Source organism: Isoptericola sp. NPDC056573 (assembly GCF_042793335.1).
Classification (GTDB): Bacteria; Actinomycetota; Actinomycetes; order Actinomycetales; family Cellulomonadaceae; genus Isoptericola.
The window spans coordinates 465,880-491,119 of sequence record NZ_JBHTUY010000001.1; the positions used below are offsets into that span (position 1 = coordinate 465,880).

Below are 25,240 nucleotides of genomic sequence, written 5' to 3' on the forward strand. Positions count from 1 at the left end.
CGCGGACGGCCTGTGGACAACTCCCGCTACTCGCTCGCCAGCGCCTCCACCGGCGAGGTCTTCACCGCCGTGCGGGCGGGGGCGACGGACGCCACCAGCCCCGCCACGGCGGCCACGACGAGCATCACCAGCACGTCGCGCCACGGGACCACGATGACGGGCGTGCCCGCCCAGCCGAGCGCCGCCGCGGCGCCGGCCCAGCCGTAGACCAGGCCGAGCAGCACGCCCAGCACGGCGCCCACCAGCGCGATGAGCAGGCCCTCGACGGCGAGCATGCCGCGCAGCTGGCCCTTCGACAGGCCGATCGCCCGCAGCGTGGCGGACTCCCGGCGTCGCTCGATGACCGACAGCGACAGCGTGTTCGCCACGCCGATCAGCGCGATCACGACCGCCGCCGCGAGCAGGCCCACGACGATCCCCAGCGCGGTGTCGATCACCTGCTGGAAGCCGGCGCGCTCGACCGCCGCGCCCATGACGTCGGCGGGCGCCTCGGTGTCGGCCACGGCGTCCTGGATCGACGGCACCACGGAGGCCGCGTCGGACGGGTCGTCGAGACCCACCCACAGGCTGGTCACCGGGGCGTCGGGGTCGAGGGCGGACAGGTCGTCCGGCACCACGACCAGGCTGCCGTCGGCGAGGTCGGTGACCGCGGCCCTCACGTCGAGCGACCCGTCCGGGCCGGTGAGCGTGAGGGTCTGGCCGTCGTCGACCCCCCAGACGTCGGCGACGTCCTCGGGCACGACGACCGTGCCCTTCGCGAGCGGCGCGACCGTCTCCGTGCTGCGCATCACCGACGCCGCGTCGTCCGGCGTCACGCCCCGGACCGTGAGGGCGAGGCCCTCGTCCACGCCGTCGCCGGTGACCGTGGCGGCCGTGGCCGGGGTCTCGACGACACGGGAGACGCCGGTGACGTCGCCCACGGTGCCGGCGAGCGCCGACGGGACGGGGGTCACGGCGGCGTCGCCGGCGGCGACGCTCGTCGGGTCGCTGGACAGGTCGGTCGAGACGGTGACGTCGACCGGGTAGCGAGAGTCGAGCTCGGAGTCCATCGTCACGCGGGCGCTCGCGGCGCCCGTCGACATCATCCCGACGAGGGTGACGCCGATGAGCAGGGCGGTGGACGTCGCCGCGGTGCGGCGCGGGTTGCGCAGCGTGTTCGCGGCCGCGAGCCGCGCCGTCGGGCCCGACGCCCCGACCAGGCGACCGGCGAGCGCCACCACACGGGGCAGCCAGAACACCGCGCCCACGAGGACGCCGACGAAGGACAGGACACCACCCGCGAGGGCGACCAGGAGTCCGGTGGTGGGCTCCTGGCCGACCGTGCTCAGCGCGACGCCGCCGCCCAGCAGGGCGAAGCCGATCACGGAGACGAGGATCGACAGCACCAGGCGCACGCGGCCGGCGCCGCGGGCCGCCGACGGCGCGTCGGCGGGGCGGAGCGCCTCGAGCGGGGCCACGCGGGTCGCGGCCCGGGCGGGGGAGAGCGCCGCGACCAGCGTCACGAGGGTGCCCACCGCCAGCGGGATGAGGACGACGGCGGGGGTGATCGTGACCGTCGCCGGCAGCGGGACGCCCAGGTCCATGCCGCGGCCGATCGTGAGCGCGGCCTGCGCCAGCCCGACGCCGGCCACCAGGCCGACCGCGGAGGACAGCAGACCCAGCACCGCCGCCTCGAACAGCACGGACCGGCGCAGCTGGCCCTTGTCCGCGCCGACGCAGCGCAGCAGGGCGAGCGTGCGGGTGCGCTGGGCGACCAGCACCTGGAACGTGTTCGCGATGACGAGCGCGGCGACGAGCAGCGCGACGGCCGCGAAGACCAGCACGAACAGCGTGAACATGACGTTCTCGCCGCCGGTCATCTCGCTGGCGACCGCCTCGGCGTGCTCCTTGGGCGTCACGACCTTGAGGTCCGCGGTGTCGGCGCCCGACGCCGCGGCCGCGTTGGTGAGCGCGCCGGTGATGGCCGTGCGGGCCTGCTCGACGTCGGCGGGGTCGTCGAGGGTGACGAGCACGGTCGTGGGCTCGAGGACCTCCTCGCCCGGGGCGTAGAGGTCGGCCTCCCAGCCGGCGACGTCCGACGCGGGGGCGACGGCGGCGCCGCCCTGCATCGAGTACGCGCCGAACGGGTCGGTGAGCGTGCCCGACACGGTGAGCTGCTCGCGGACCTCGGTCCAGGCGTCCTCCTCCGAGCTCTGGTCGCCCTCGAGGACGTTGCGCACGAGGGTGACGGTGTCGCCCGGGGACGCGTCGAGGCGCTCGGCCACGTCGACCGGCAGCGCGATCTCGCCGGAGGCCCCGGGCAGCGCGCCGTCGGCGACCTCGAGCGGCAGCACGCCCGTGTCCGTGGGCTCGGCCAGCACGCCCTGGTAGATGGTGCGGCCGCCGGACTCGAGCTGCTGGTACGTCATGAGCTGCGGGTCGGCCGTCGCCACGCCGTCGGCGCCGCGCACCGCGTCGAGGGCGGCGTCGTCCGCGGGGACGCCGCGGACCACGAGGTCGGCGCCCGTGAACTGGGCGGCGATCGAGTCGTAGGTGGTGCGGGTGATGACGTTGCCCGCCACAAGGGTGATCGCGACGAACGCGGTGCCGATGACGATCGCCAGGCCGGCGGCGGCGAGCCGACCGGCGCTGCGCCGCATCTGCGACAGGGTGAGGCGGATCATCGCGAGGCCACCGTCCGCAGCGCGTCGAGGCCGGCCAGGGCGGACTCCGGCGTCGGGTCGGTGATGTCGCCCGCGATCTTGCCGTCGGCGATGAGGACGACGCGGTCCGCGTACGCGGCGGCCGCCGGGTCGTGCGTGACCATGATGATCGTGCGGCCGAGCTCGCGGACCGAGCGGCGCAGGAAGCTCAGCACCTCCGCGCCGGAGCGGGAGTCGAGGTTGCCGGTCGGCTCGTCCGCGAACACGACGTCGGGCTGGGCGATGAGGGCGCGTGCGATGGCGACGCGCTGCTGCTGGCCGCCGGACAGCTCGCTGGGGCGGTGCGTGAGCCGCTTGCCGAGGCCGAGGGTGTCGACGAGGGTGCCGAGCCACTGCTTGTCGACGGTGCCGCCGGCCAGCTCGACCGGCAGGGTGATGTTCTGCTCCGCCGTGAACATCGGCAGCAGGTTGAACTGCTGGAACACGAAGCCCACGCGGGTGCGCCGCAGCGCGGTGAGGGCCTTGTCGTTCAGCCCGGTCACCTCGGTGGAGCCGATGAACGACTGCCCGCTCGTGGCCGAGTCCAGGCCGGCGAGCAGGTGCATGAGGGTCGACTTGCCGGAGCCCGACGGGCCCATGATCGCGGTGAAGCGGCCGGCCGTGAAGTCGACGTCGACGCCGTCCAGCGCGCGCACCTGCGCCTCGCCTCGGCCGTACGTCTTGGTCAGGGCGCGCGCCCGCACGGCCGGGGTGACGGTCGGTCGGGCTGCGGTGCCCTCGTCGGGGATCGGGACGTACACGGTCGTGTCCACGGAAGCTCTCCGGTGTCTCGGGGTGGTGGTCCGGGAGCTCCGTGGAGCACTCGGACCAGGACACCACCGACGCTACGGAGAGCCCGGGTCGCCGACATCGGCCCGAGGGTGGGTCCTCGCGTGCTCCCAGGTCATCCTCAGGTATGACACCGACCCTGACCGGCCCCTGAACCGTCCCTGACCTGCACCCTCGCGACGTGTCAGGACCGGTGCGGGGTATACCTCGCGCCCATCCTGACAACTCGTAGGCGCCAGGAGGTGTCAGGGTGGGCGCGGCCTATACCCCGCGCTCGTCCTGACAGGTCGGGGGTCAGGAGCCGGGGCGGACCAGGCCGGTCTCGTAGGCGGTCACGACGGCCTGCACGCGGTCGCGGGCGTCGAGCTTGGCGAGGATGCGCCCGACGTGCGTCTTCACGGTGGCCTCGGCGACGAACAGGTCGGCGGCGATCTCCGTGTTGGACCGGCCGCGGGCCATGAGCACCAGCACCTCGCGCTCGCGGTCGGTGAGGCCGGCGAGCGCGTCGCGCTGCGGCGCGGCCTCGTCGGCGGGCAGAGCGGTGACCAGGTGCTCCAGGAGCCGGCGGGTGGACGACGGCGCGATGACGGCGTCCCCGGCGTGCACGGTGCGGATCGCGGCGAGCATCTCCTCGGGCGGGGCGTCCTTGAGCAGGAACCCCGACGCCCCCGACCGGATGGCCTCGAGCACGTACTCGTCCAGGTCGAACGTGGTGAGCACGATGACGCGCGGCGCGTCGGGCGCGGCGGTGAGGCGGGCGGTGGCGGTGAGCCCGTCGAGGTGCGGCATGCGCACGTCCATGAGCACGACGTCGACGCGGTGGTCGGCGAGCAGCCGCAGCGCCTGGGCGCCGTCCCCGGCCTCGAGCGCGACCTCCAGGTCGGGCTGCGAGTCGATGACCATGCGGAACCCGGCGCGCACGAGCTGCTGGTCGTCGACCAGCGCGACGCGCACGACGCCTCCCGCGGGTCCGGGCGTGGGGCCGGGCGCGGGCGGCGCGACGTCGGCGGGCGGGGTCATGCGTCCTCCTGGGTGGTGGTCGGCGCGGGCGGGGCGGTCACCGGCGCCCCGGGCAGCGGCAGCTCGAGGTGGACGCGGAACCCGCCGCCCCGGCGGGGCCCGGTCTCGAGCGTGCCGCCGTACAGGTTGGCCCGTTCGCGCATCCCGCGCAGCCCGAACCCGGGGTCGTTCCCCGTCGCGGCGGCGCCGCGGCCGTCGTCGAGCACCTCGAGCTCGACGGTCGAGGTCGTCCAGCGCACCGCGACCGTCACGGCCGGGTCGGGGCCGGCGTGCTTGCGCACGTTGGTCAGCGACTCCTGGCACACGCGGTACAGGGTGAGCCCCATGCCCGCGGGCAGCGTGCGCGGCTCGCCGACGCGCACCAGCGACACGCGCTGCCCGCCGTCCCGCGCCTGCGCGACGAGGTCCTCGATCTCCTCGACGCCGGGCTGCGGCGCGGGGCGCGCCTGGCGCGGCTCGTCGGCGGCGGCCGACGCCGGTCGTGCGCCGCCGGCCGCGGGGCCGGTGGTGAGCGCGGGCGTCGCCCCCGAGCCGGGCGACGCCTCGTCGCGGGCGGCGTCCTCGTCGTCCTGCGAGCGCAGCACGCCGAGGAGGCGGCGCATGTCTGTGAGGGCGGTGCGCCCGGTCTCGCTGATGGTGCCCAGCGCGCGGACGGCGGCCTCGGGGTCGGACGCCGCGGCGTACCGGCCGCCGTCGGCCTGCGCGACGACGATGGACAGGGAGTGCGCGACGATGTCGTGCATCTCGCGGGCGATGCGGGCGCGCTCGGCGGCGGCGCTGATCCGGGCCTGCTGGTCGCGCTCGATCTCCAGGCGGTGCGCGCGGTCGCGCAGGGCGTCCATGGTGACGCGGCGGGACCGCCGCACGAGGGCGAACGCCCACACGGCGAGGCCCGTGACGAGGCAGAAGATGCCCACGGGCACCATCTCCGCGACGCCGGAGGCGCCCAGCCCGCCGCGGACGGCGACGGCCACGGGCAGCACGATCACGCTCCCGACCGCCGTCGAGCAGATCGCGGTGACGTGCGACCAGGTGGGCCCGTAGACGGTCACGGACCAGAGCGCGACGAGCACCAGCAGGTCGCCGGGCATGATCATCGGGTAGCCGGCGAGGATGTGGGCGAGCGCGACGCCGAAGACGCCGACGGCCGACGCCACCGGCCGGGTCCGCCGCCACGGGAGCGGGGCGAGGAGAGCGACGGTCCAGGCGATGGACTCGCCCCGGCCGAGGTCGGGCTGGGAGGAGTACAGGTCGGTGGCCGCGACGAGCATGACGCCCGCGAGCAGCACCGTCGTCGTCAGGTCGACGCCGAAGCGGTGCGCCTCGAACCAGCGCCCCATCCTCTCGATCCAGCTCATGTCCGCCAGGGTAGGTGGGCGCCGGAGCGGCCGCGTCCGCCCGGGGGCGGACCGCGGGCGCCGCGCGTCGTCCCCCAGGGGGACCGGCCGTCGTCGCAGGTCGACGACGGCACGGGTGCCGCCGTCGTGGACGACGACGTGCCGGGGCGTCATCTCCATGTCACACCCGACTGGCCCCGACGCGGCGTGGGGAGGGGTCCAGGACCAGCGACGTTGCCGCTAGCATGAGGGAATGACCCACGTACTGCTGGCCGAGGACGACCCGGCTATTGCCGAGCCTTTGGCGCGGGCTCTCACGCGTGAGGGTTACGACGTCATCGTGCAAGGAACTGGTCAAGGAGCCGTCGACAACGCCGGGAACGCGGACATCGTCGTCCTCGACCTGGGCCTTCCGGACATGGACGGCCTGGACGTGGCGCGGGAGATCCGCGGGTCCGGCCTGACCGTGCCGGTGCTGGTGCTCACCGCCCGCGCGGACGAGGTGGACCTGGTCGTCGGGCTCGACGCGGGCGCCGACGACTACGTGACGAAGCCGTTCCGCCTCGCGGAGCTGCTCGCCCGCGTCCGGGCGCTGCTGCGACGCACGCACGGCGAGACGGGCGAGGACGAGGAGCTGCGCGCCCAGGACGTGCGGGTCGACGTCTCCGCCCACCGCGCGTTCCAGGGCGACCGCGAGCTGCACCTGACCACCAAGGAGTTCGACCTGCTCAAGGTGCTGGTCGCGAACGCCGGGTCGGTCGTGGTGCGCGACACCCTGATGCGCGACGTCTGGGGCTCCGACCCGGTCGGCTCGACCAAGACGCTCGACATGCACGTGTCGTGGCTGCGCCGCAAGCTCGGCGACGACGCCAACGCCCCGCGCTACGTCTCCACCGTGCGAGGGCTCGGGTTCCGCTTCGAGCTCGGCGCGAGCTGACGCCGACGGGACAGGGCTGACCTCGTGCGTCGCCGCGTCCTGCTGGCGACCATCTCCGCGGTCGCCGTCGCCGTCCTCCTGCTGGGCGTCCCCCTGGGCATCTTCGGTGCCCGGTACGTCCTGGCCACCGAGGAGCAGCGCGTCACCAACCGGGTGGACACGCTCGCGCGCAGCGTCGACAACACCCTCGAGCGGGGCGACGTCGTCGAGGAGGCGACGGTGCAGCGCGCGGCCGAGGGCAGCGAGGGCGACCTGCCGGCGTACGTCGTCGTCACCCTGCCCGACGGCACCCAGCTGACGGCGGGCGAGCCGGTCTCCCCGCCCACGATCGACAAGGCGAAGCTCACCGACAAGAACGTCGGTGTGTCGATGACGGTGTCGGCCATCGGCGCCTACGTGAAGTCCGCGCAGACGGTGGTGCTCGTCATCATCGCGGGCATCGTCGCGATCGCGGCCGGCATCGCCGTGGCGGTGTGGCAGGCGAACCGGCTGTCCGCGCCGCTGGTCTACCTCGCGGCGTCCGCGGAGCAGCTGGGGTCGGGGCAGGTGCGCCCGCGTCTCGAGCCGTCGGGCGTCGAGGAGATCGACCTCGTCGCCGCGGAGCTCGCGCGGTCGGCCGACCGGCTCGCCGGTCGGCTCGCGGCCGAGCGGCAGTTCACCCAGGACGCGTCGCACCAGCTGCGCACGCCGCTGACCGCGCTCACGATGCGGCTCGAGGAGATCACGCTCGCCTCCGACGACCCCGAGATCGTCGAGGAGGCGCGCATCTCGCTCGAGCAGGTCGAGCGGCTCGTCACCGTGGTCGACGACCTGCTCGCCGCGTCGAGGCGGTCGCAGGGCGGCACGACGGAGGCCGTGGTGCTGGCGGACGTCGTGCACCAGCAGGAGGAGGAGTGGGCGCCGACGTTCGAGCGGGCGGGGCGCCGGCTCGTCATCGAGGTGCCGGACGGGATGCAGGTGCTCGCGACGCCGGGTGCCCTGGCGCAGATCATCGCCACCCTGCTGGAGAACTCGCTCAAGTACGGCGACGGGACGACGACGGTGCGCTCGCGCCCGTCGGGCACGACCGGCGCGGTCGCGATCGAGGTCTCCGACGAGGGGGAGGGCGTGGCCGACGACGTCGCCACCCGCATCTTCGAGCGCGGCACGACGACGGGCGGCAGCACGGGCCTCGGTCTCGCCCTGGCGCGCGACCTGGCCGCCGCCGACGGCGGTCGGCTCGACCTCGTGCAGCGCCGGCCCCCGGTCTTCGCGCTCTTCCTCGCGGGCGTGCCGCGCACGCTCGACCCGCACCTGGTCCTGCCGCCGGGGACGACGATCTCGTCGCGCGGTCGCCGGCGGGGCTGGCTGCACCACCACGGCGACTGAGCCGGCCGGTCCGCTGCGGACGGCCGGTGACCGGCGGCCGGTATCCTCGGTGCCCGTGACCGGACCCACCTCAGCCCCAGCCAGCCCTGCCAGTGCCGCCCCTGTCGTCGCCGTCGTCGGCGGCGGCCAGCTCGCCCGCATGATGGCCCCCGCCGCCGCCGAGCTGGGCGTCGGCCTGCGGGTGCTGGTCGAGGACCCGGCGTCGTCGGCCGCGCAGGTGGTCACCGACGCGCCGGTCGGCGTGGCGAGCGACGACGGCGCGATCCGTGCCCTCATCGCCCCGGACGACGGGCGTGCCCCCGCCGCGGTGCTCACGTTCGAGCACGAGCACGTGCCCAACGCCCTGCTGCAGGACCTCATCGACCACGGCACGCCCGTGCGCCCCGGCCCCGACGCGCTGGTCCAGGCGCAGGACAAGATCGTCATGCGGCGACGCCTCACCGAGCTGGGGCTGCCGTGCCCGCGCTGGGCCGCGCTGCCGACCGACCCGGCCGCCGCACGCGACGCGCTCGCCGCCTTCCTCGCGGACGAGGCCGGGCACGAGGCCGTGGTGAAGACGTCCCGCGGCGGCTACGACGGCAAGGGCGTGCGCGTCGTGTCGTCGCCCGACGACGTCGTGGACTGGTTGCAGGCCGCGGCCGACGGGGCCCCGCCGCTGCTCGTGGAGCGGAAGGTGCCGTTCGTGCGCGAGCTCGCGGCGCTCGTCGCCCGCCGCCCGTCCGGCGAGGTGCGGACCTGGCCGGTCGTCGAGTCGGTGCAGCGCGACGGCGTCTGCGCGGAGGTGGTCGCCCCGGCGCCCGACCTCGACCCGGCGGTGGACGCCGAGGCGCGCCGGATCGCCGTCGAGGTCGCGGAGGGGCTGGGCGTCACGGGCGTCCTCGCCGTCGAGCTGTTCGAGACCCGGGAGGACGACGGCACGGCCGCGGTGTGGGTCAACGAGCTCGCGATGCGTCCCCACAACTCCGGCCACTGGACCATCGACGGCGCGGTGACGAGCCAGTTCGAGCAGCACCTGCGCGCGGTGCTCGACCTGCCGCTCGGCGACACCGCCGCCCGCGCCCCCTGGACCGTGATGGCGAACGTGCTCGGCTCGAGCCTCGACGCCCTCACCGACGCGCTGCCCGACGTGCTCGCGCGGTTCCCCGAGGCGCGCGTCAACCTGTACGGCAAGGGCATCCGCCCGGGCCGCAAGCTCGGGCACGTCAACGTCAGCGGCTCGGACCTCGACGAGGTGCGCCGTCGCGCCCTCGACGCGGCCGCGCTGCTGCGCGGAGAGAGCACCACCACGGCGACCGCCACGAGCACCGCCACCACCAAGGAGCACGCATGAGCACGCCTGCCGTCGGCATCGTCATGGGGTCGGACTCGGACTGGCCGGTCATGGAGGCCGCCGCCGACGCGCTGGCCGAGCTGGGCGTCGAGGTCGAGGTCGACGTCGTCTCGGCGCACCGCATGCCGACCGAGATGATCGACTACGGCCGCACCGCGTCCGAGCGGGGGCTGCGCGCGATCGTCGCGGGCGCCGGCGGCGCCGCGCACCTGCCGGGCATGCTCGCCTCGGTGACGCCGCTCCCGGTGATCGGGGTGCCCGTGCCGCTGCGCTACCTCGACGGCATGGACTCGCTGCTGTCGATCGTGCAGATGCCCGCCGGCGTCCCGGTCGCGACCGTCTCGATCGGCGGCGCGCGCAACGCGGGCCTGCTCGCCGCGCGCATCCTCGCCGCGGGGACCGACGCCGGGTCGCTCGCGCTGCGCGAGCGGATGGTCGCGTTCCAGGCCGAGCTCGCCGACGTCGCCCGGGCCAAGGGGGACAAGCTGCGGGCCGCCCGCGAGGGCGCGCGCCGCACGGGCTTCTCGGCCTGACGCCGCACGCAGAAGGCCCCGCGAGCCGTGCAGGCTCGCGGGGCCTTCGTCGTGCTCGCGGCCGCGGTCGGTGGGCCGCCGCGACCTCAGCCGGGCATGCCCCCGACGGTGCTGCCGGGCTTCAGCTCGCCGTCGCGGACGTCGGCCCAGAACTGGTCGACCTCGTCCTCGTCGAGCAGCACCGTCGAGCCGACGCCGGTGCCCGGGTCGTACCCCGGGTCGGCGATCGGCGGGGTGCCGGTGACGCCCTCGGGGCCGGTGGCGGCCTTGAAGGCCAGGCCGAGGCGGCCGAGGTCGACGATGCCCGTCTTCTCGTCCACGGTGAGGGCGTCGGTACCGGCGTTGACGAGCTGCACCTGGTTGACCGGGTTGAGCAGCACGCTGGGCTTGACGACCTTCGCGGCGACGGCGGCGATGACCTGCTGCTGCCGCTCGGCCCGGCCGATGTCGCCCTTCGGGTCGGAGTAGCGCATGCGGGAGAACGCGAGCGCGGTCTCGCCGTCGGCCATGTGGCAGCCGGCCTCCCACGTCAGTTCGCTCTTCGGGTCGTCGACGTCGCGGTCGTAGCAGAGCTCCACGCCGCCGACGGCGTCGACGATCTCCTCGACGCTGCCGAACCCGACCTCGACGTAGTGGTCGATCGTCAGGCCCGTGAGCCCCTCGACCGTCTCGACGAGCAGCGGAGCGCCGCCGAACGAGTACGCGGCGTTGATCTTGTTCGGGTCGTGGCCCGGGATCTCCGTGTACGTGTCGCGGGGGATCGAGATGAGGGAGGCGGGCCCGCTCCGCGGCTTCTGGAGCACCATGATCGTGTCGGTGCGGGCGCCCTCGGTGCCGTCGTCGGCGACGCTGCCCGTGCCGCGCGCGTCGGACCCGGCGAGCAGGTAGGTGGTGCCGGGCGTGCCCTTGGCGTCGGACAGGGCGTCGACGTGCTGGATCTTGCCGTTCGCCCAGACGACCAGACCGATCGGCCAGGCCAGGAGCAGCACCAGGAGCAGCACGAGGACGAGGGCCGCGATGCGGCCCTTGCGCACGCGGAACCCGCCGCCCCCGGCGGTGGCCGCCGCGGCGCCCCCGTCCCTGCCGGGCGGGGGAGTGCGGCGCGCCGGGCCCGGGGCCGACGCGGGCATCACGCGCGTGCCCGAGCCCTGCCGGGCCTGGGGAGCGCGCGACTGGGGCGCGCGGGAGGCCGGGGCCGACGCCGAGGATCCGCGGGGCGCGAACGACCGGGGCTTCTGCTGGGCGCCGCCGCGCCGCTCGGGCGGCGTCGTCGGGATCTCGCGCGACGACTGGCGGCGCACGCGCGGCTCGACCGGGGCGGCGTCGTCCCGCCGGCCCACGCGGCCGCCGGTGGGCGGGGCCGAGGGCCGGGAGCCGCCGCCCACGGGGATGGCGTCGCCGGAGCCGCTGGGCCGGTCGGACCGGCCGCCGGACGGCGTGAAGCTCGGCGGGATGCGCTGGTCGTCGTTGCTCATGGTTCCCCCGCGCTCATCCGCAGACCGACGTCACGTCGGCGCCCGTGAACGCCTCTTCGCCGGCGTCGCGGGTCCGCTTCGGCTCGGGGTCCTTCTTGCCGTCGCCGGACCCGTCCGTCGTGTCCTCGGTCGACCCGGTGTCGTCGTCGGCCACCGGGGTGGCGTCGACGTCGTCGGTGGACTCCGCGTCCTGCGTGCCCGTGCCGGCGTCGTCCTTCGCGCCGTCCTTCTCGCTGTCCTTCGCGCCGTCCTTGGCGTCGTCGGCGGGCTCCTCCGCGATCGCGTCGCTCAGGGGCTCGTCGTTGTACAGGTTCTTCCAGACCTCGTCCGCCTCGTCCGTGAGCAGGACGTTCGCCGCGTTGTTCGGGTCGTACTGATACGGCGCGGTCATGAACGCGATGGTGTCAGGGCGGACGTTGCGCGCGCTGTACGCGAGCCCGGCGAGTCCCTGGATGGACGCGAAGTTGCTGCTCATCGTCATCGAGCCCGTCACGGCGCCGAGGAACTTCAGCGACTTGGTCGGGTCGGCGAGCGTGCCGGCGCTGAGCACCTGGCGGGCGACGGCGGCCAGCAGCTCCTGCTGGCGCGCGATGCGGCCGAGGTCCGAGCCGTCGCCGAGCCCGGGCCCCTTGCGCGCTCGCGCGTACTTGAGCGCTGTCTTCCCGTCGAGCTCCTGGAGGCCGGCCGACAGCACGAGGTGGTCTGCCTGCGGGGCGTCGATGTCGTTCGGGATGCACAGCTCCACCCCACCGAGCGCGTCGACCATCTTCTCGAAGCCGGCGAAGTCCACGACGACGAACCCGTCCATCTGCACGTCGGTGATCGTCTCGATCGTCTTCATCGTGCACAGCGCCCCCGACTCGACGTCGCCGCCGGTCATGACGCCCTGGGCGAAGGCCGCGTTGAACTTCGAGCCGGACAGCGGGGAGGTCTGCCCGCCGGAGGCGGTCGGGCACGACGGGACGTCGACGGTGGTGTCGCGCGGGATCGACAGCATCTCCACGCGGGACCGGTCGGACGAGATGTGCATGATCATCGTCGTGTCCGAGCGGGCGCCCTGGGTGCCGTCGCCCACGATGTCGGCGTTGTCGCCGCCGCGGCTGTCCGAGCCCATCAGGACGATGTTCAGCGGCATGTCCGCGTTCGGGTCCTCCGGCATCTTCTTCTCGGGCCGGGCCTCACCGAGCAGCTTGTCGGAGTCGACGGCGGTGATGTTCCCGGTGAGCTTCACCGCCGCGGTCGCGCCGCCGACGGCGACGAACGCCAGGACCGCGGTCAGCCCCATCCCCAGGGCGCGCGCGACCGTGTGCCGGCGCAGCGCGCGGGCGTGCGAGGGCCCCGTGGTCGTGCCGGGGCGCGAGGCGACGTGGCGTGGGGTGGTGCGGGTCACGGGAAGCGAGCATAGAGGGTCGGTGTTACGCCGCTGCGGTGCCCGAGGACCGGGACGGTAGAGGAAATGTGTGGGTCGAACGTCGGCGCTGGTCCGACGGTCCGCCGGCGGACGGCAGATGAAGAGCGGGCGAACCCTCGCGGCCGGGCGCGGCGGCACGGGGCCGGCGGCCACCAGGTGGGGGACACTGTGGTCGTGACGGACACGACGCCGCACGCGCGCCCGGCCCCCGCGGCGACCGGCACCCCTGAAACCCGCACGGGCGCCGCGCGGCCCCCCGCCGGCCGCCGCTACCGGCGCGCCGTCGCCGCGCTCACGCTCGTCGTGGCGGCGTGGACGGTGGTGTGGGCCGCGGTCACGCCGATGTTCCGGTCGCCCGACGAGCAGAACCACGTCAACAGCGTGCTGCGGATCGCCTACGGCGGCGGCTGGCCCCCGCCCGGGGACGCCTACTTCTCCCCGGCGGTCACGGCCGCGGTGGACGAGGCCGCCTACCCCGCCGACCTGCCGGGCCGGTGGCAGCACCGCGCGGACGCCCGCCAGTTCGTCGACGTCGTCCCCGTGCCGCGCGAGGACCGCACCCGCGTCGACGCCGGCAACGCGCTGGGCGACGCGTCGTCGGGCACCGAGGTGGACCAGATGACGCAGCACCCGCCCGCCTACTACGCGCTCGGCGCGGGCATGCTGCACGTCACGGGCCTGACGGACGCCCGCTGGGACCAGGTCACGCTCGCGCTGCGGCTGCTGGACGCTCTGCTGCTCGCGCTCGTCGTGCCGCTCGCCGCCGAGTCGGCCCGGCGCGCCAGCGGGTCGCCGTCGGCGGGGCTGGTCGCCGGGGCGTTCCCGCTCCTCCTGCCGCAGCTCGGGCACGTCATGGGGTCCGTCAACAACGACGCCCTCGTCGTCCTCGCGTGCGCCGCCGCGACGTACCTCGCCGTGCGGGTGGTGACGGGCGACCTGCGCTGGCGCGTGGCCGTGGCGATCGGCGTCGTCCTCGGCCTGGGGCTGCTCACCAAGGTGATGCTCGCGTTCGCGGTGCCCATGGTCGTCGCGGCGTACGCGCTCGCGCGCGGCCGCCGCTGGCCCGGTCGGCTCGGCCGCCTCGCCGTCGCCGGCGCCGTCACGCTCGCCGTCGGCGGGTGGTGGTGGGTGCGCAACGTGATCACCCTGGGCGCCGTGCAGCCGGTCGGGCGGCCCCGCGAGCTGAACATCCTCGCGACCGTGCCCGACGCCGACGTCCCGTCGATCATCGCGGGCCGCCTCGCGCAGTCGTTCTTCGGCAACCTGTCGTGGCTGGAGGTGCACCTGGCCGGCGCGTGGGTGGTCGGGGGCACGGTGGCCCTCATGGCCGCGGCGCTCGCGGCGCTCGCCCTGCCCGGCGCGCGCCGGGCCGCCGTCGTCGTGCTGCTCACCCCCGCGGCGCTCGCGGCGGGCGTCGCCTACAACGCGTGGGACTTCCACGCCGAGACCGGGCGCCTGGTCGCGATCCAGGGGCGGTACGTGTTCGGCGGCGTCGTCGCGCTCGCGACGGCGGTGGCGATCGCGGCCTGGCAGCTCGCGCGACGGTCGGACCGGCGCCTCGCGCGCGGCGTGCCCGTCGTCGTGACGCTGGCCCTCGCCGCCGCGGTCGGCGGCCTGCTGTGGGCGTTCGACGCGTTCTACCGGGGGCCCGGCGAGGCGTTCGGCGACGCCGTCGACCGGTGGCTGGCCTGGAGCCCGCTGCCCGGGCCCGCGCTCGTCGTGCTGCTGGCGGTCGCGGCCGCCGTGCTGGTCGGGGGTCTGGTCGTCGGCCTCCTCTGGCCCCGTAGACTCGCGGCGTCGTCGACCGACGCGGCCCCCGGCGCCCTGCCGTCGGCGGCCCCTGGCGCCCCGAAGGATGCGCGATGAAGCTCTTCGTCCAGATCCCGTGCCTCGACGAGGCCGGGACGCTCCCGCTCGTGCTCGCGACGATCCCGCGCGAGGTCGAGGGGTTCGACAGCGTCGAGGTCCTCGTGATCGACGACGGGTCGACGGACGGCACGGCGGAGGTGGCGCGCCGCCTCGGGGTGCGGCACGTCGTGCGGCACACCAGCACGCGCGGGCTGGCGCGGTCGTTCCGCGACGGCGTCGACTACGCGCTCGCCCACGGGGCCGACGTCGTGGTCAACACGGACGGCGACAACCAGTACCCGTCGGAGCGCATCGGCGACCTCGTCGCGCCGATCGTCAAGGGCGAGGCGGACATCGTCGTCGGGGACCGCCAGACCGCGACGATCGAGCACTTCTCCCCGTTCAAGAAGCGGATGCAGCGGTTCGGCAGCCGCGTGGTCAGCGCGGCCGCCGGGACGTCGCTGCCCGACGCCGCGAGCGGCTTCCGCGCCTACTCGCGGGCGGCGCTGCTGCGGCTGAACGTCGTGACCCAGTTCAGCTACACCATGGAGACGATCATCCAGGCGGGGAACAAGCGCCTGCGGATCGCGAGCCTGCCGATCACCACCAACGCGAAGACGCGCGAGTCGCGCCTGTTCACCAACATCTGGCAGCACATGAGCAGGTCCGGGCGGGCCATCGTGCGGTCGGCGATCATGTTCCGGCCGCACCTGGTGTTCCTCACGCTCTTCGCCGTGTTCTTCGTCGCGGCGGCCGTGCCGGCGGTGCGCTTCCTCGTCTTCCTCGCCCAGGGAGACGCCGGCGGCCACGTGCAGTCGCTCGTCTTCGCCGGCGCGATGCTCGTCGGCGCGCTGCTCTGCCTCGCCCTGCTCGTCATCGCCGACTTGCTGCGGACCAACCGCACCCTGATGGAGGAGACCCTCGAGCGGGTCAAGGAGCTCCAGTACCGCCCGCGGCCCGACGACGGCGCCCGCGACGCGGAGCGGCGCGCGGCGCGGGACGACGAGGACGCGCACGCGTGATCGTCGCGTTCGGCACGTACGACGCCGCCCGGCACCCCCGCGTCGGCGTGCTCGTCGCAGGCCTGCGCGACCAGGGGTACACGGTCCACGAGCTCGACCGGCCGCTCGGCCTGAGCACCGCCGAGCGTGTGCGGATGCTGCGCCAGCCGTGGCGCCTGCCCGGCCTGCTCGTGCGGCTGCTGCGCTGCTGGGCGCTGCTCGCGGGGGACGTCGCGGCGCACCGGCGGGCGCACGGCCGCCCGGACGCGGTGCTCGTCGGCTACCTCGGCCACTTCGACGTCGTGCTCGCGCGCCTGCTGTTCGGCCGTACGCCCGTGCTGCTGGACCACCTCGTCTTCGCGGGCGACACCGCCGCCGACCGGGGCGCCCGCGGGGCACGGGTCACGCTGCTGCGCGGCCTGGACCGCGTCGCCACGTCGTGCGCCGACGTCGTGCTGCTGGACACCCCCGAGCACCTGCGGATGCTCGGCGAGCTCGTGCCCGCCCGCGCCCGCCGCGGGCTCGTGGTCCCGGTCGGGGCGCCGCAGGCGTGGTTCGACGCCGCGCCCGTCCGCACCGGCCCGGCCGGCGACGGCGCGACGGACGACGGCCGACCCCTGCGCGTCGTCTTCTTCGGCCTGTTCACCCCGCTCCAGGGCACCGACGTGCTCGCCGAGGCGCTGGCCGTCGCGCTGCCGCGGGCGGCCGAGGAGGCCGCGCGCGGCGGGCGGGGCCTGGAGGTCACGCTCGCCGGGTCCGGCCAGGACCTGCCCGCCGCGCGCGACCGGCTCCGCGGCACGCCCGGCATCACCTGGCACGACTGGGTGGAGCCCGCCGACCTGCCTGCCCTCGTCGCCGCCCACGACGTCTGCCTCGGGATCTTCTCCGCCACCCCCAAGGGGCTGCGCGTCGTGCCGAACAAGGTGTTCCAGGGCCTCGCGGCCGGCTGCGTGGTGGTCACCTCCGACACCGAGCCGCAGCGGCGGCTGCTGGGCGACCACCTGGAGCTCGTCCCGCCCGCCGACCCGACGGCGCTCGCCGACCGGCTGCTCGCCCTGCGCGACCCGGACGCCCTGGCCGTCGCGCGTGGCCGCGCGGCGGCCGGGCGGGACCTCGCCCGGCCCGAGGCCGTCACCCGTCCGCTAGTCCGGCTGCTCGCGGCGCGCGGGGTCCGGCCGTGACGGGCGACGCCGCCGGGGACGCGGCGGGGGAGGCCGGCGCGTCGTCCGGGCGGCTCGGCCGGGCGCTCGCGGTGCTGCGGTCGCCGTGGGTGCGCTGGGGCTTCCTCGTCCTCGCGCTCGGGCTCGCGGTCTACGCCGTCGTGGCCGCGGGGGACGACCTCGCCCGCGCGGCGACCGAGCTCTCGTGGCAGCGGCTCGCCGTCGCGCTCGTGCTGTCCGTCGCCTTCGTGGGGTGCACCTTCGTGTCGTGGCGCGTCGTCCTCGCCGACCTCGGCGCCCCGACCTCGCTGCGCGTCGCGCTGCGCGTGTTCGGGCTGAGCCAGCTCGGCAAGTACGTGCCCGGCGGGGTGTGGAACGTGGTCGCGGCGGCCGAGCTCGGCGTCGACCACGGCATCGCGCGCCGTACCTCCGTGACGACGACGGCGGTCGCCACCCTCGTCGGCGTCGTCTCCGGGGCGGTCGTCGGCCTGGTCGCGCTGCCGTTCGTCGCGACCGGCTCGCTCGGTGCCGCCGGGCCGGTGCTGTGGGCGCTGCCCGCCGTCGCCGTCGTGCTGCTGCCGCCCGTGCTGAACCGCCTGGTCGCGTGGGCGCTGCGCGTCGCGCGCCGGCCCCCGCTCGACCGCCCGCTCGGGTGGCGCGGGCTCGGCGCCGCCACGCTGTGGTCCGTCGCCGGGTGGCTGCTCGCCGGCGCGCAGGTGTGGGTCCTGGCCGTCGGTCTCGGGATGTCCGCCGACCCGCGAGGCGTCGCGCTCGCCGTCGGCGGCTACGCGCTGGCGTGGGTGGTCGGGTTCCTCGTCGTCGTCGTGCCGGCGGGCGCCGGTGCGCGCGAGCTGGTGCTGCTCGCGGTGCTGGCCGGGGCGCTGCCGCACGCCGCGGTGCTGCTGCTGGTGCTGGTCAGCCGGGTGCTGGTGACGCTCGCCGACCTCGCCCTCGCCGGCCTGGGGGCGCTCGCCCGGCCCAGGTAGCACCCCGGGAGAGGCGCCGCCCCTCGGCGGGGCGTGGTGCCGCCACGGCCGACGCGCTGGCAGGCTGGCCCCGGCCGTCGTGCAGCCGCACGGAGCCGCTGGACACCGCCGCCCGAGCCGTCGAGGACGAAGGAACGCCCGTGCCGAACCCCGCCGCCGCCCTGCCCCCGCTCACGCTGTACGGCAGCCTGCGGTGGGACGTCGTGGAACCGCTGCTGCCGGGCGCCGCGGGCCGCGTGCTCGAGGTGGGCTGCGGCCAGGGCGCCGTCGGCGTCCGGCTCGCCGCCCGCGCCGCGGCGTACACGGGCGTCGAGCTCGACGCGGACAGCGCGCGCACCGCCGAGCAGCGCCTCGTCGAGGCGGGCGTGCCCGGGACGGTCGTGCAGGGCCCGCTCGACTCCCTGCCCGCCGCCGAGCGCTTCGACCTCGTGTGCGCGTTCGAGGTGATCGAGCACATCGAGGACGACGCCGCGGCGCTCCGCGAGTGGGCCGCGCGGCTGCGGCCCGGTGGCACGCTGCTGCTGTCCACACCGGCCTGGCAGCGCCGGTACGGACCCATGGACGAGGCCGTCGGGCACTTCCGCCGCTACGACCCGGCCGCCCTCGTGGCCCTGCTGCGCGACGCCGGCCTGGCCGACGTCGGCCTGCGCCTGTACGGCGTGCCCCTCGGGTACGCGCTGGAGGCGGCGCGCAACCAGCTCGCGCGACGTCGCCCCGGCCTGCGCGAGGAGGGCAGCACCGCCGACCGCACCGCCCGCAGCGGGCGCCTGTTCCAGCCGTCGACGGCGGCGCAGGGCTCGCTCGTGGCCGCCGCGACCTGGCCGTTCCGGGTCGCGCAGCGCGCGTTCCCGCGCACGGGCACGGGGCTCGTCGCCTGGGGCCGCGCCGCCTCCTGACGCAGGAGGAGACGGGCGCTCACCCGAGCACCGTGACCGTCAGGCCGTGATGCGCTCGCTCTCGCGCAGGCGGTCGAGGCGGGCGGGGTCGGCGGCGAGCCCGGCCGCGGTGGCGGCGGACGCGAGCACGACGGAGCCGCCGGCGGCCCAGACGGCGAGCAGCTCGCGCAGCAGGACGCCGAGCGGGCGGGCTCCGTCGACGAGCACGCGGGCTCCCGGCGTGCCGTCGGCGGGCACCAGGTCCGCGAAGGCGACCGGGCCGGTGCCCGTGCCGTCGTCGAGCGCCACGGCGGTCGGGTCGGTCTCGGGGGCCCACCCGATGACGTCGCCGTACGTCATCACCGCGCCCGCGGCGTCGACGGCACCGGGGGGCAGGTCGCCGTCGAACGACCGAGCGAGGGCGGGCAGCGCGACCGCCACGAGGTCGGCGGCACCCGGTCCGGACAGCACCTCGGCCCAGGCGGCGGGCCGGGAGGTGACGACGACGTCGCCGCCCGCCGCGGGGGAGCCGCCCACGAGCTCCACCGTGGCGCCGCAGCGCCACGCGGCCAGCGCCCAGAGGACGCCGCGCCAGTGCGCCGGCAGGTCGAGCGTCACGACCGTGCCGGGCGCGGCGTCGAACTCCTCCACGAGCAGGTTCACGGTCTTGCTCACCCAGTTCTGCAGGACGGCGCCGGACAGCTCGACACGTTCGCCCTCGTCGCCGTACCAGGTGAGGCGGGGACGCCCCGGGTCGGACAGGACGAGATCCATCACCTGAGAGATCGTCGTGGGGGTGCGACCGGCGGCGGGGAGCGGATTCACGCAGGTCAGCCTACGAGTGCCCGGGCTAGCACAGGACGCCAGGCTTGTGAATGGGCAGTGGAGATCGCAATCACTAGCACATTTCGACTTGACGCCTCCGAAGGACACGCGTGTAATTCCAGGTATGCAGTTTCCCTAGAGAACGGCATGGAGGGGCACGCCATGTGGAACTTGCTCGATGGGGACCGGGGGGTCTTCCCGTCAGACGTCGGCCGAGAGCCCGAGCGCGTCGCGCCGGTGCTTCCGCTGTTCGGCGACGCTACGACCGACGACGAGACGCTCCTGGGATGGCAGGAACGGGCGCTGTGCGCCCAGACCGACCCGGAGGCCTTCTTTCCGGAGAAGGGCGGGTCCACGCGTGAGGCCAAGAAGGTCTGCACGTCCTGCGAGGTCCGGGCCGAGTGCCTGGACTACGCGCTCGCGAACGACGAGCGGTTCGGCATCTGGGGCGGGCTCTCCGAGCGGGAGCGCCGCAAGCTGAAGCGCCGCGCCGTCTGACCCGACGCTCGACGGGATGTCCGGCCCGACACGCTCGGGACGGATATCCCACGACCGGATCGGGGCCCGTCGCATCATGGCGGGCAGGATGACTGCTGCGCACCCGATCCCAGCCCGCCCCGGCGGGGAGGTCGCCCCCACGGGCGCGACCGTCGCCGTCGCGCCCGACCGCACGCTCGACGGCACCGGCGCCGTCCCGCTGGTCGTCACGGTGACGGCCGTGGTCGTGACCCGTGGCCGCACCCGCTTCCTCGACGCCACCCTCGACGCGCTCGCGCGGCAGGAGCGCGGCGCGGACGAGGTCGTCGTGGTCGACGTGGGCGCGTCGGAGTCCACCGCGCACCCGGACCTGCGCCTCGGCGGCGCCCGCTTCGTCACGGCGTCGGGGGTCCGCAGCCTCGGGGAGGCGGTGGACCGCGCCCAGGAGGTCGTCGGCGTCCCGGAGACCGGCTGGCTGTGGATCCTGCACGACGACTCCGCCCCCGAGCCCGACGCCCTGTCGCGCCTGCTGCGCGCCGTCGAGCACTCGAGCGCCGTGGCCGTCGCGGGCTGCAAGCAGCGCCGCTGGCCGGTCGCCGCCGACGGCACGCCCGCCCCCGACGCGAGCATGCTGATCGAGGTGGGCAGCACCGTGTCGCCGCTCGGTCGCCGCATGACCGGCATCGACGACACCGAGATCGACCAGGGGCAGCACGACGCCCGCGAGGACGTCCTCGCCGTCGGGCTGGCGGGCGCCCTGGTGCGGGCCCACGTGTGGGCCGAGCTGGGCGGCACCGACCCGGAGCTCGGCCCGTTCGGCGACGGCCTCGACCTGTGCCGGCGGGCCCGGCTCGCCGGCCACCGCGTGGTCGTGGTGCCCGACGCCGTCGTGAAGCACGCGCAGGCCTCGCTGCTCGGCCTGCGCGGGCGCGAGGCCACGACGCCCGACCTCGAGGCGTCCCGCTACGCCCGCCGCCGCAGCCAGCTCTACCTGCGGCTCGTCGAGACCCCGCTGCCCCTGCTGCCGTTCGTCTGGCTCGCCACCCTCCTGTGGGCGCCGTTCGCGGCCATGTACCGGCTGGCGCTCAAGCGGCCCGCGCACGCCCGCGACGAGCTCGTGGCGGCCGTGGTCACGACGCTGCGCCTGGTGCCGCTCTACCGCGCCCGACGGCGCGCGGCCCGCACCCGGCGCCTCCCGCGGCGGGTGCTGACGCCGCTGCTCGGCACGTGGCGGCAGGTGGCCGGCGAACGCCGGGACGCGCGTCTGGCCCGCGCCGAGGCGCAGCGCGCCCGATGGGCGCCGAGCGAGCTGGAGCGCGCCGACCTGCGGCGGCTCGGGCGCACGCGCCGCACGGTGCTGGCGGTCGTGGTGGTCGCCGTGGTGGCGCTCGACGTCGCCCTCTTCGGCCCGTGGCAGGGCGTGCTGGCCGACGGCGGCCGGGTCGTGGGCGGCGGGCTGCTGCCGGCCCCCGGCACCGTGGGCGACGTGTGGGAGGCCGCGACGTCGGGCTGGGTGCGCGACGGTCTCGGGGTCCGCGCGCCGGCCGACCCGCTGCTGCTGCCGCTCACGGCGTTCGCCGTGCTGGCCGGCGGCGGGCTGCAGACGGCGGTGAACGCGCTGGTCCTCGTCGCGCTGCCCCTGGCGGCCCTCGGCGGCTGGTTCGCGGCCGGCGCCCTGACGCGGTCGGTCGTGGTGCGGGCGGTGGCCGCGCTCGCCTGGGCCGCGGCGCCCGGCTTCCTCGCGTCGCTCGGTTCGGGTCGGCTGGGGGCGGTCGTCGTGCACCTCACGCTGCCGTGGCTGCTCGTGGCCGTGCTCCGCACCGTGGGGGTGCACGCGCGGGACGTCGCGCTCGCGCCCGGGCGGCGGCGCGGCTCCCTGGGCGCGGCCGGCGCCGCCGGTCTGCTGCTGGCCGTCGCCGTCTGCGCGGCCCCGGTGCTGCTGCCCGTGGCCGCGGTGCTGATCGGGGTCGGCGCGCTGCTGGTGCGCCGCGCGTGGCGCGCCCTGCTGCTGGTGCTGCTGCCGGCCGTGGTGGTGCCGCTGCCGTTCTGGGGCGAGGTGCTCGGCACGTGGTCGGACGGCGGCTGGCGGCTGCTCGTGGCCGAGCCCGGGGCCCCGCTGGTCGCGTCCGGCACGCCCACGGCCGTGGAGCTGCTGCTCGGCCTGCCCGGGGACACCGCGTGGTTCGAGACCTGGCTCGGGACCGACGGCGCGCTCGGCCGCGCGGCCGTGGTGGGCCCGGCCCTGCTGGGCGGCGCCGTCCTGGCGCTGGCGGCCGTCGCGCTGGTCCGGCCCCGGGCGGTGCGCGGGGTACGCCTGGCGTGGCTCGCCGGGGCCGCGGGGCTGACGACGGCGGTGCTCGCCGTCGCGACGGCGGTGGCGAGCGGGTCGGCGGCCGACGGCACGGCCGCGAGCGTGACCGGCTGGCCCGGCGTCGGGCTGTCGGTGCTGCTGCTCGGGCTGGGCGCCGCCGCGATCTGCGCGCTGCCGTCGGCCGGGCGGGTGCCGACGGCGGAGCCGGTCGCCCGGGAGACGCGCGGGGCAGGGCGGGCCGCGACCGCGGGCGTCGTCGTCGTCGCCGTCGTGGCCCTCGCGCTGCCGGTGGCTCAGCTCGCCTCGTGGGCGCTCGGCTCCTCCGGCGGCCGGGTGGGCGACCTGCGCGCGGCCGAGACCGCCGTGGTGCCCGCCGTCGGCACCCAGATGCAGGCGCCGCCGCGGTCCGCCCGGGTGCTGCAGGTCGACCGGGTGCAGCCGGGCGGCGAGGCCGACGCGTCCGGCACGGCGGTGGTCGACTACGCGCTGCTGCACGCGGACGGCACCCGGCTCGAGGACTCCTCCACCGTGGTGCGTGCCCGGGCCGCCGGCCTGGTGGGCGGCGCCGAGCGCACCGACACCACGCTGCTGGACCAGGTCGTGGCGGAGGTCGCGACCGGGCGCTCGACCGACGTCGTCGACCGGCTCGCGGCGCTCGGCATCGGTGCCGTGCAGGTCCCCGCCGGCGGCGACGCGGAGCTCGCCACCACGCTCGACCTCGTGCCGGGCCTCGCGCGCGTGACCGAGGAGGGCACGCTCGTCTGGCGCGTCACGACCGACGGGCCCGCGCCGGGCTGGGCGACCGTGCTGAAGGACGACGGCACCGACGACGGCACCGACGACGCCGCGCAGGACGGCGCGCCCACCCCGTTCTTCGCGCCGAAGGACGCGGTGCGGACGGTCCCGTCCGACGGGACGAGCGCCGGCGGCCGGCTCGCCGAGGGCGGCGAGGACCGCACGCTGCGGATCGCGGAGACGGCGGACGCCGGCTGGCACGCGACGCTCGACGGGCGGCGGCTCCCGGCCGTGGACGCCGGGGGGACGCAGGCGTTCGCGGCCGGCCCCGAGGCGGGCCACGTGCGGGTGTGGTTCGAGGCGCCGCACCGCACGGCCTGGCTGGCCGCGGCCGGCCTGGTGCTCCTGGTGCACGCGCTGCTGGCGCTGCCGGTCGGACGGCGGCGGGGACGATGACGGCGCCACGGAAGCGCGCCGGGAAGGCGGACGAGGACGTGCGGACCACCCGGGTGCGGCGCGGCGTGCGCGCGACGGCGGCGGCGGTCACCGGGGTGGCGGCCGTCGGGGCGCTGGCGGCCGTGGCCGTGCTGGGCGACCAGTGGGCGCAGTCGTGGACGGGTGCGGAGCAGCAGGCCGTGGCCGCGGGGACGCGCACCGTCGGGGTGCAGCCGGCGGACGCCACGCTCGTCTGCCCGACGCCGGTCGCGCTGCCGGACGGTGCCGACGTCGGCGACCAGCAGTTCGACGCCACGCCCGTGCCGACGACCAGCGGCCTGGGCGCGCTCGTCCTGGGCGACGCGGAGGACGGCGCGCGCACCACCGCCCTCGGCGGCAAGGACCCGGAGGCGCTCACCACGGGCGAGGCCGCGGCCGCCTGGCAGGGTGGCGTGGACGCCACCCGCGTGCTGCGGGCGACTCCGGTGGCCGACGAGCCGTTCCGCGCGGCCGGGACGCTGGGGTCGGTGACGACGCAGGGCGACCTGCGCGGGCTCGGGGCGGGCGTCTGCACCGCCCCGTCGACGTCGCAGTGGCTGGTGGGCGGCAGCACGGAGGTGGGGTCGACCGCCACGCTCACGGTGCAGAACCCGTCGGAGCAGCCGGCCACGGTGGCACTCGACGTGTACGGGCCGGGCGGCCCCGTGGCCCTCGGCGGTCAGGGGACGTTCACCGTCGCGCCGCACGAGCAGGTCACGACCCGGCTGGAGTCGGTGGCGCCGGAGCAGGACCGGCTCGCGGTCAACGTGCGCGCGGCCGGGGCCCGGGTCAACGCGAGCCTGCAGACCCAGGCCATCGACGGCCTGCTCCCGGCCGGGGTGGACCTGCTGACGGCCGGCGCGTCGCCGCGGGAGTCGCTCGCGGTCGGGGCGGTGCAGAGCCGGGGCGAGGCCGTGGACGACCCGCACGCCCCGCGGCTGCGGCTCCTGGCGCCCGGCGAGCAGGGCGGGACCGCGCGGGTCACCGTGTACGGGCCGTCGGGGCCGGTCGTGCTGCGCGGCGCCGACGAGGTGGAGCTGGACCCCGGCGTGGTGACGGACGTGCCCCTCGGCGGTCTTCCCGAGGGCTGGTACACGATGGTCGTGGACGCGGACGTGCCGGTCGTGGGCGCCGCACGGACGGACCAGCCGGGACGGCAGCCGGACGACGCCGTGGTGGACGGCACCCCGTACGACGTGGCGTGGTCGGCGGCCCAGCAGGTCCGCCGCTCGGACGGCGCCGGGCCCGCGGGCCAGCTGGCGGTGCCGGGGGGCGTGCGGGCCGGCCTCACGCTCGCCGCCGCGCCGGACGACCGCGGCCCCGACGTGGACCCCGAAGGCACGGCGGGCGTCACGGTGAAGGTCTACGACGCGTCGGGGGACGAGATCGGCAGCGAGGACGTCGAGCTCACCGCAGGGGTGACGACGCCCGTCGCGCTCGAGGACGTGGCCGCGGAGGGCACGGTGCCCGCCGGGGTGAGCGTCGACCGCGCCGACGGGGGCAGCGGCGACCTGGCCGTCACGTGGGCCGCGGTGCTCCGCGCCGACGACGGCACCGACGACTCCGGGACCCTGCTGGCCGCCGTCGCGCCGACCGCGGCCGTCACCACCCCGGGCGCCGTCGAGGTGCGCACCGTCGACGCCGGCTGACGACCCGGCCCGACGGAC

General features: G+C 76.3%; 19 protein-coding genes. 12 read left to right on the forward strand and 7 right to left on the reverse strand.

Going from position 1 to position 25,240, the window contains the following annotated elements:
- Positions 1-26: 26 nt before the first annotated feature.
- The 4 genes from ACFQ8E_RS02145 to ACFQ8E_RS02160 form a co-directional block, all read right to left on the reverse strand.
- Entirely contained in the window at positions 27-2,663 is a 2,637-nt protein-coding gene (locus ACFQ8E_RS02145; protein WP_430548912.1) for an ABC transporter permease, read from the reverse strand.
- Positions 2,660-3,454, reverse strand: coding sequence for an ABC transporter ATP-binding protein (locus ACFQ8E_RS02150; RefSeq protein WP_430548913.1), 795 nt, complete (start codon positions 3,452-3,454; stop codon positions 2,660-2,662). The genes ACFQ8E_RS02145 and ACFQ8E_RS02150 overlap by 4 nt, the downstream gene beginning before the upstream one ends.
- A 310-nt stretch (positions 3,455-3,764) precedes the next feature.
- A complete protein-coding gene (locus ACFQ8E_RS02155; RefSeq protein ID WP_430548914.1) occupies positions 3,765-4,490 on the reverse strand; it encodes a response regulator in 726 nt (241 codons plus the stop codon).
- Complete coding sequence (locus tag ACFQ8E_RS02160; RefSeq protein ID WP_430548915.1) at positions 4,487-5,848, reverse strand: sensor histidine kinase; 1,362 nt, start codon at positions 5,846-5,848, stop codon at positions 4,487-4,489. Before ACFQ8E_RS02160 ends, ACFQ8E_RS02155 begins: the two co-directional genes overlap by 4 nt.
- Before the next feature lie 232 nt (positions 5,849-6,080).
- Here ACFQ8E_RS02160 and ACFQ8E_RS02165 point away from each other — a divergent pair, with 232 nt between their 5' ends.
- From ACFQ8E_RS02165 to purE, 4 genes are read left to right on the forward strand one after another with little or no spacing between them, the layout of a single operon-like run.
- Positions 6,081-6,764, forward strand: a complete 684-nt coding sequence (locus tag ACFQ8E_RS02165; RefSeq protein ID WP_079569979.1) for a response regulator transcription factor — start codon at positions 6,081-6,083, stop codon at positions 6,762-6,764.
- A gap of 24 nt (positions 6,765-6,788) precedes the next feature.
- Positions 6,789-8,132, forward strand: a complete 1,344-nt coding sequence (locus ACFQ8E_RS02170; RefSeq protein WP_430548916.1) for an ATP-binding protein — start codon at positions 6,789-6,791, stop codon at positions 8,130-8,132.
- A gap of 55 nt (positions 8,133-8,187) precedes the next feature.
- Positions 8,188-9,462, forward strand: a complete 1,275-nt coding sequence (locus tag ACFQ8E_RS02175; protein WP_430548917.1) for a 5-(carboxyamino)imidazole ribonucleotide synthase — start codon at positions 8,188-8,190, stop codon at positions 9,460-9,462.
- Complete coding sequence (purE, locus tag ACFQ8E_RS02180; protein ID WP_430548918.1) at positions 9,459-9,995, forward strand: 5-(carboxyamino)imidazole ribonucleotide mutase; 537 nt, start codon at positions 9,459-9,461, stop codon at positions 9,993-9,995. Before ACFQ8E_RS02175 ends, purE begins: the two co-directional genes overlap by 4 nt.
- A gap of 86 nt (positions 9,996-10,081) precedes the next feature.
- Here the strand turns inward: purE and ACFQ8E_RS02185 are convergent, their stop codons facing one another.
- Positions 10,082-11,470, reverse strand: coding sequence for an LCP family protein (locus ACFQ8E_RS02185; RefSeq protein WP_430548919.1), 1,389 nt, complete (start codon positions 11,468-11,470; stop codon positions 10,082-10,084).
- A 13-nt stretch (positions 11,471-11,483) separates the two neighbouring features.
- Positions 11,484-12,860: an LCP family protein gene (locus ACFQ8E_RS02190; RefSeq protein ID WP_430548920.1), complete on the reverse strand. Its 1,377-nt coding sequence runs from the start codon at positions 12,858-12,860 to the stop codon at positions 11,484-11,486.
- A gap of 195 nt (positions 12,861-13,055) precedes the next feature.
- On the opposite strand from ACFQ8E_RS02190, the gene ACFQ8E_RS02195 reads away from it, so the two are divergent.
- The 5 genes from ACFQ8E_RS02195 (at position 13,056) to ACFQ8E_RS02215 (ending at position 18,772) form a co-directional block, all read left to right on the forward strand.
- The gene (locus ACFQ8E_RS02195) at positions 13,056-14,747 is read left to right on the forward strand and encodes a DUF2142 domain-containing protein (RefSeq protein WP_430548921.1); all 1,692 of its coding nucleotides are present in this window, start codon (positions 13,056-13,058) and stop codon (positions 14,745-14,747) included.
- Positions 14,744-15,751, forward strand: coding sequence for a glycosyltransferase family 2 protein (locus ACFQ8E_RS02200; RefSeq protein WP_430548922.1), 1,008 nt, complete (start codon positions 14,744-14,746; stop codon positions 15,749-15,751). The genes ACFQ8E_RS02195 and ACFQ8E_RS02200 overlap by 4 nt, the downstream gene beginning before the upstream one ends.
- On the forward strand, positions 15,748-16,911 hold the full coding sequence (locus ACFQ8E_RS02205; protein WP_430548923.1) for a glycosyltransferase: 1,164 nt from the start codon (positions 15,748-15,750) through the stop codon (positions 16,909-16,911). Before ACFQ8E_RS02200 ends, ACFQ8E_RS02205 begins: the two co-directional genes overlap by 4 nt.
- Positions 16,908-17,876 (forward strand): lysylphosphatidylglycerol synthase domain-containing protein, encoded by a 969-nt coding sequence (locus ACFQ8E_RS02210; protein ID WP_430548924.1) that lies wholly within the window; start codon positions 16,908-16,910, stop codon positions 17,874-17,876. The genes ACFQ8E_RS02205 and ACFQ8E_RS02210 overlap by 4 nt, the downstream gene beginning before the upstream one ends.
- 140 nt (positions 17,877-18,016) lie before the next feature.
- Positions 18,017-18,772 carry a class I SAM-dependent methyltransferase gene (locus ACFQ8E_RS02215; RefSeq protein WP_430548925.1) on the forward strand — a complete coding sequence of 252 codons (756 nt, stop codon included), beginning with the start codon at positions 18,017-18,019 and terminating at the stop codon, positions 18,770-18,772.
- 39 nt (positions 18,773-18,811) lie between these two features.
- Here ACFQ8E_RS02215 and ACFQ8E_RS02220 read toward each other — a convergent pair whose 3' ends face one another.
- Positions 18,812-19,576 carry a TIGR03089 family protein gene (locus ACFQ8E_RS02220; RefSeq protein ID WP_430548926.1) on the reverse strand — a complete coding sequence of 255 codons (765 nt, stop codon included), beginning with the start codon at positions 19,574-19,576 and terminating at the stop codon, positions 18,812-18,814.
- 162 nt (positions 19,577-19,738) lie between these two features.
- Between ACFQ8E_RS02220 and ACFQ8E_RS02225 the strand changes: the two genes are divergently transcribed.
- The 3 genes from ACFQ8E_RS02225 to ACFQ8E_RS02235 all read left to right on the forward strand — a co-directional run bounded on the left by ACFQ8E_RS02225 (position 19,739) and on the right by ACFQ8E_RS02235 (position 25,222).
- Positions 19,739-20,074 carry a WhiB family transcriptional regulator gene (locus tag ACFQ8E_RS02225; protein ID WP_429733639.1) on the forward strand — a complete coding sequence of 112 codons (336 nt, stop codon included), beginning with the start codon at positions 19,739-19,741 and terminating at the stop codon, positions 20,072-20,074.
- Positions 20,075-20,162: 88 nt separating this feature from the next.
- Positions 20,163-23,555 carry a glycosyltransferase gene (locus tag ACFQ8E_RS02230; protein ID WP_430548927.1) on the forward strand — a complete coding sequence of 1,131 codons (3,393 nt, stop codon included), beginning with the start codon at positions 20,163-20,165 and terminating at the stop codon, positions 23,553-23,555.
- Positions 23,552-25,222, forward strand: coding sequence for a DUF5719 family protein (locus ACFQ8E_RS02235; RefSeq protein WP_430548928.1), 1,671 nt, complete (start codon positions 23,552-23,554; stop codon positions 25,220-25,222). The genes ACFQ8E_RS02230 and ACFQ8E_RS02235 overlap by 4 nt, the downstream gene beginning before the upstream one ends.
- The last annotated feature ends 18 nt before the right edge of the window (positions 25,223-25,240 follow it).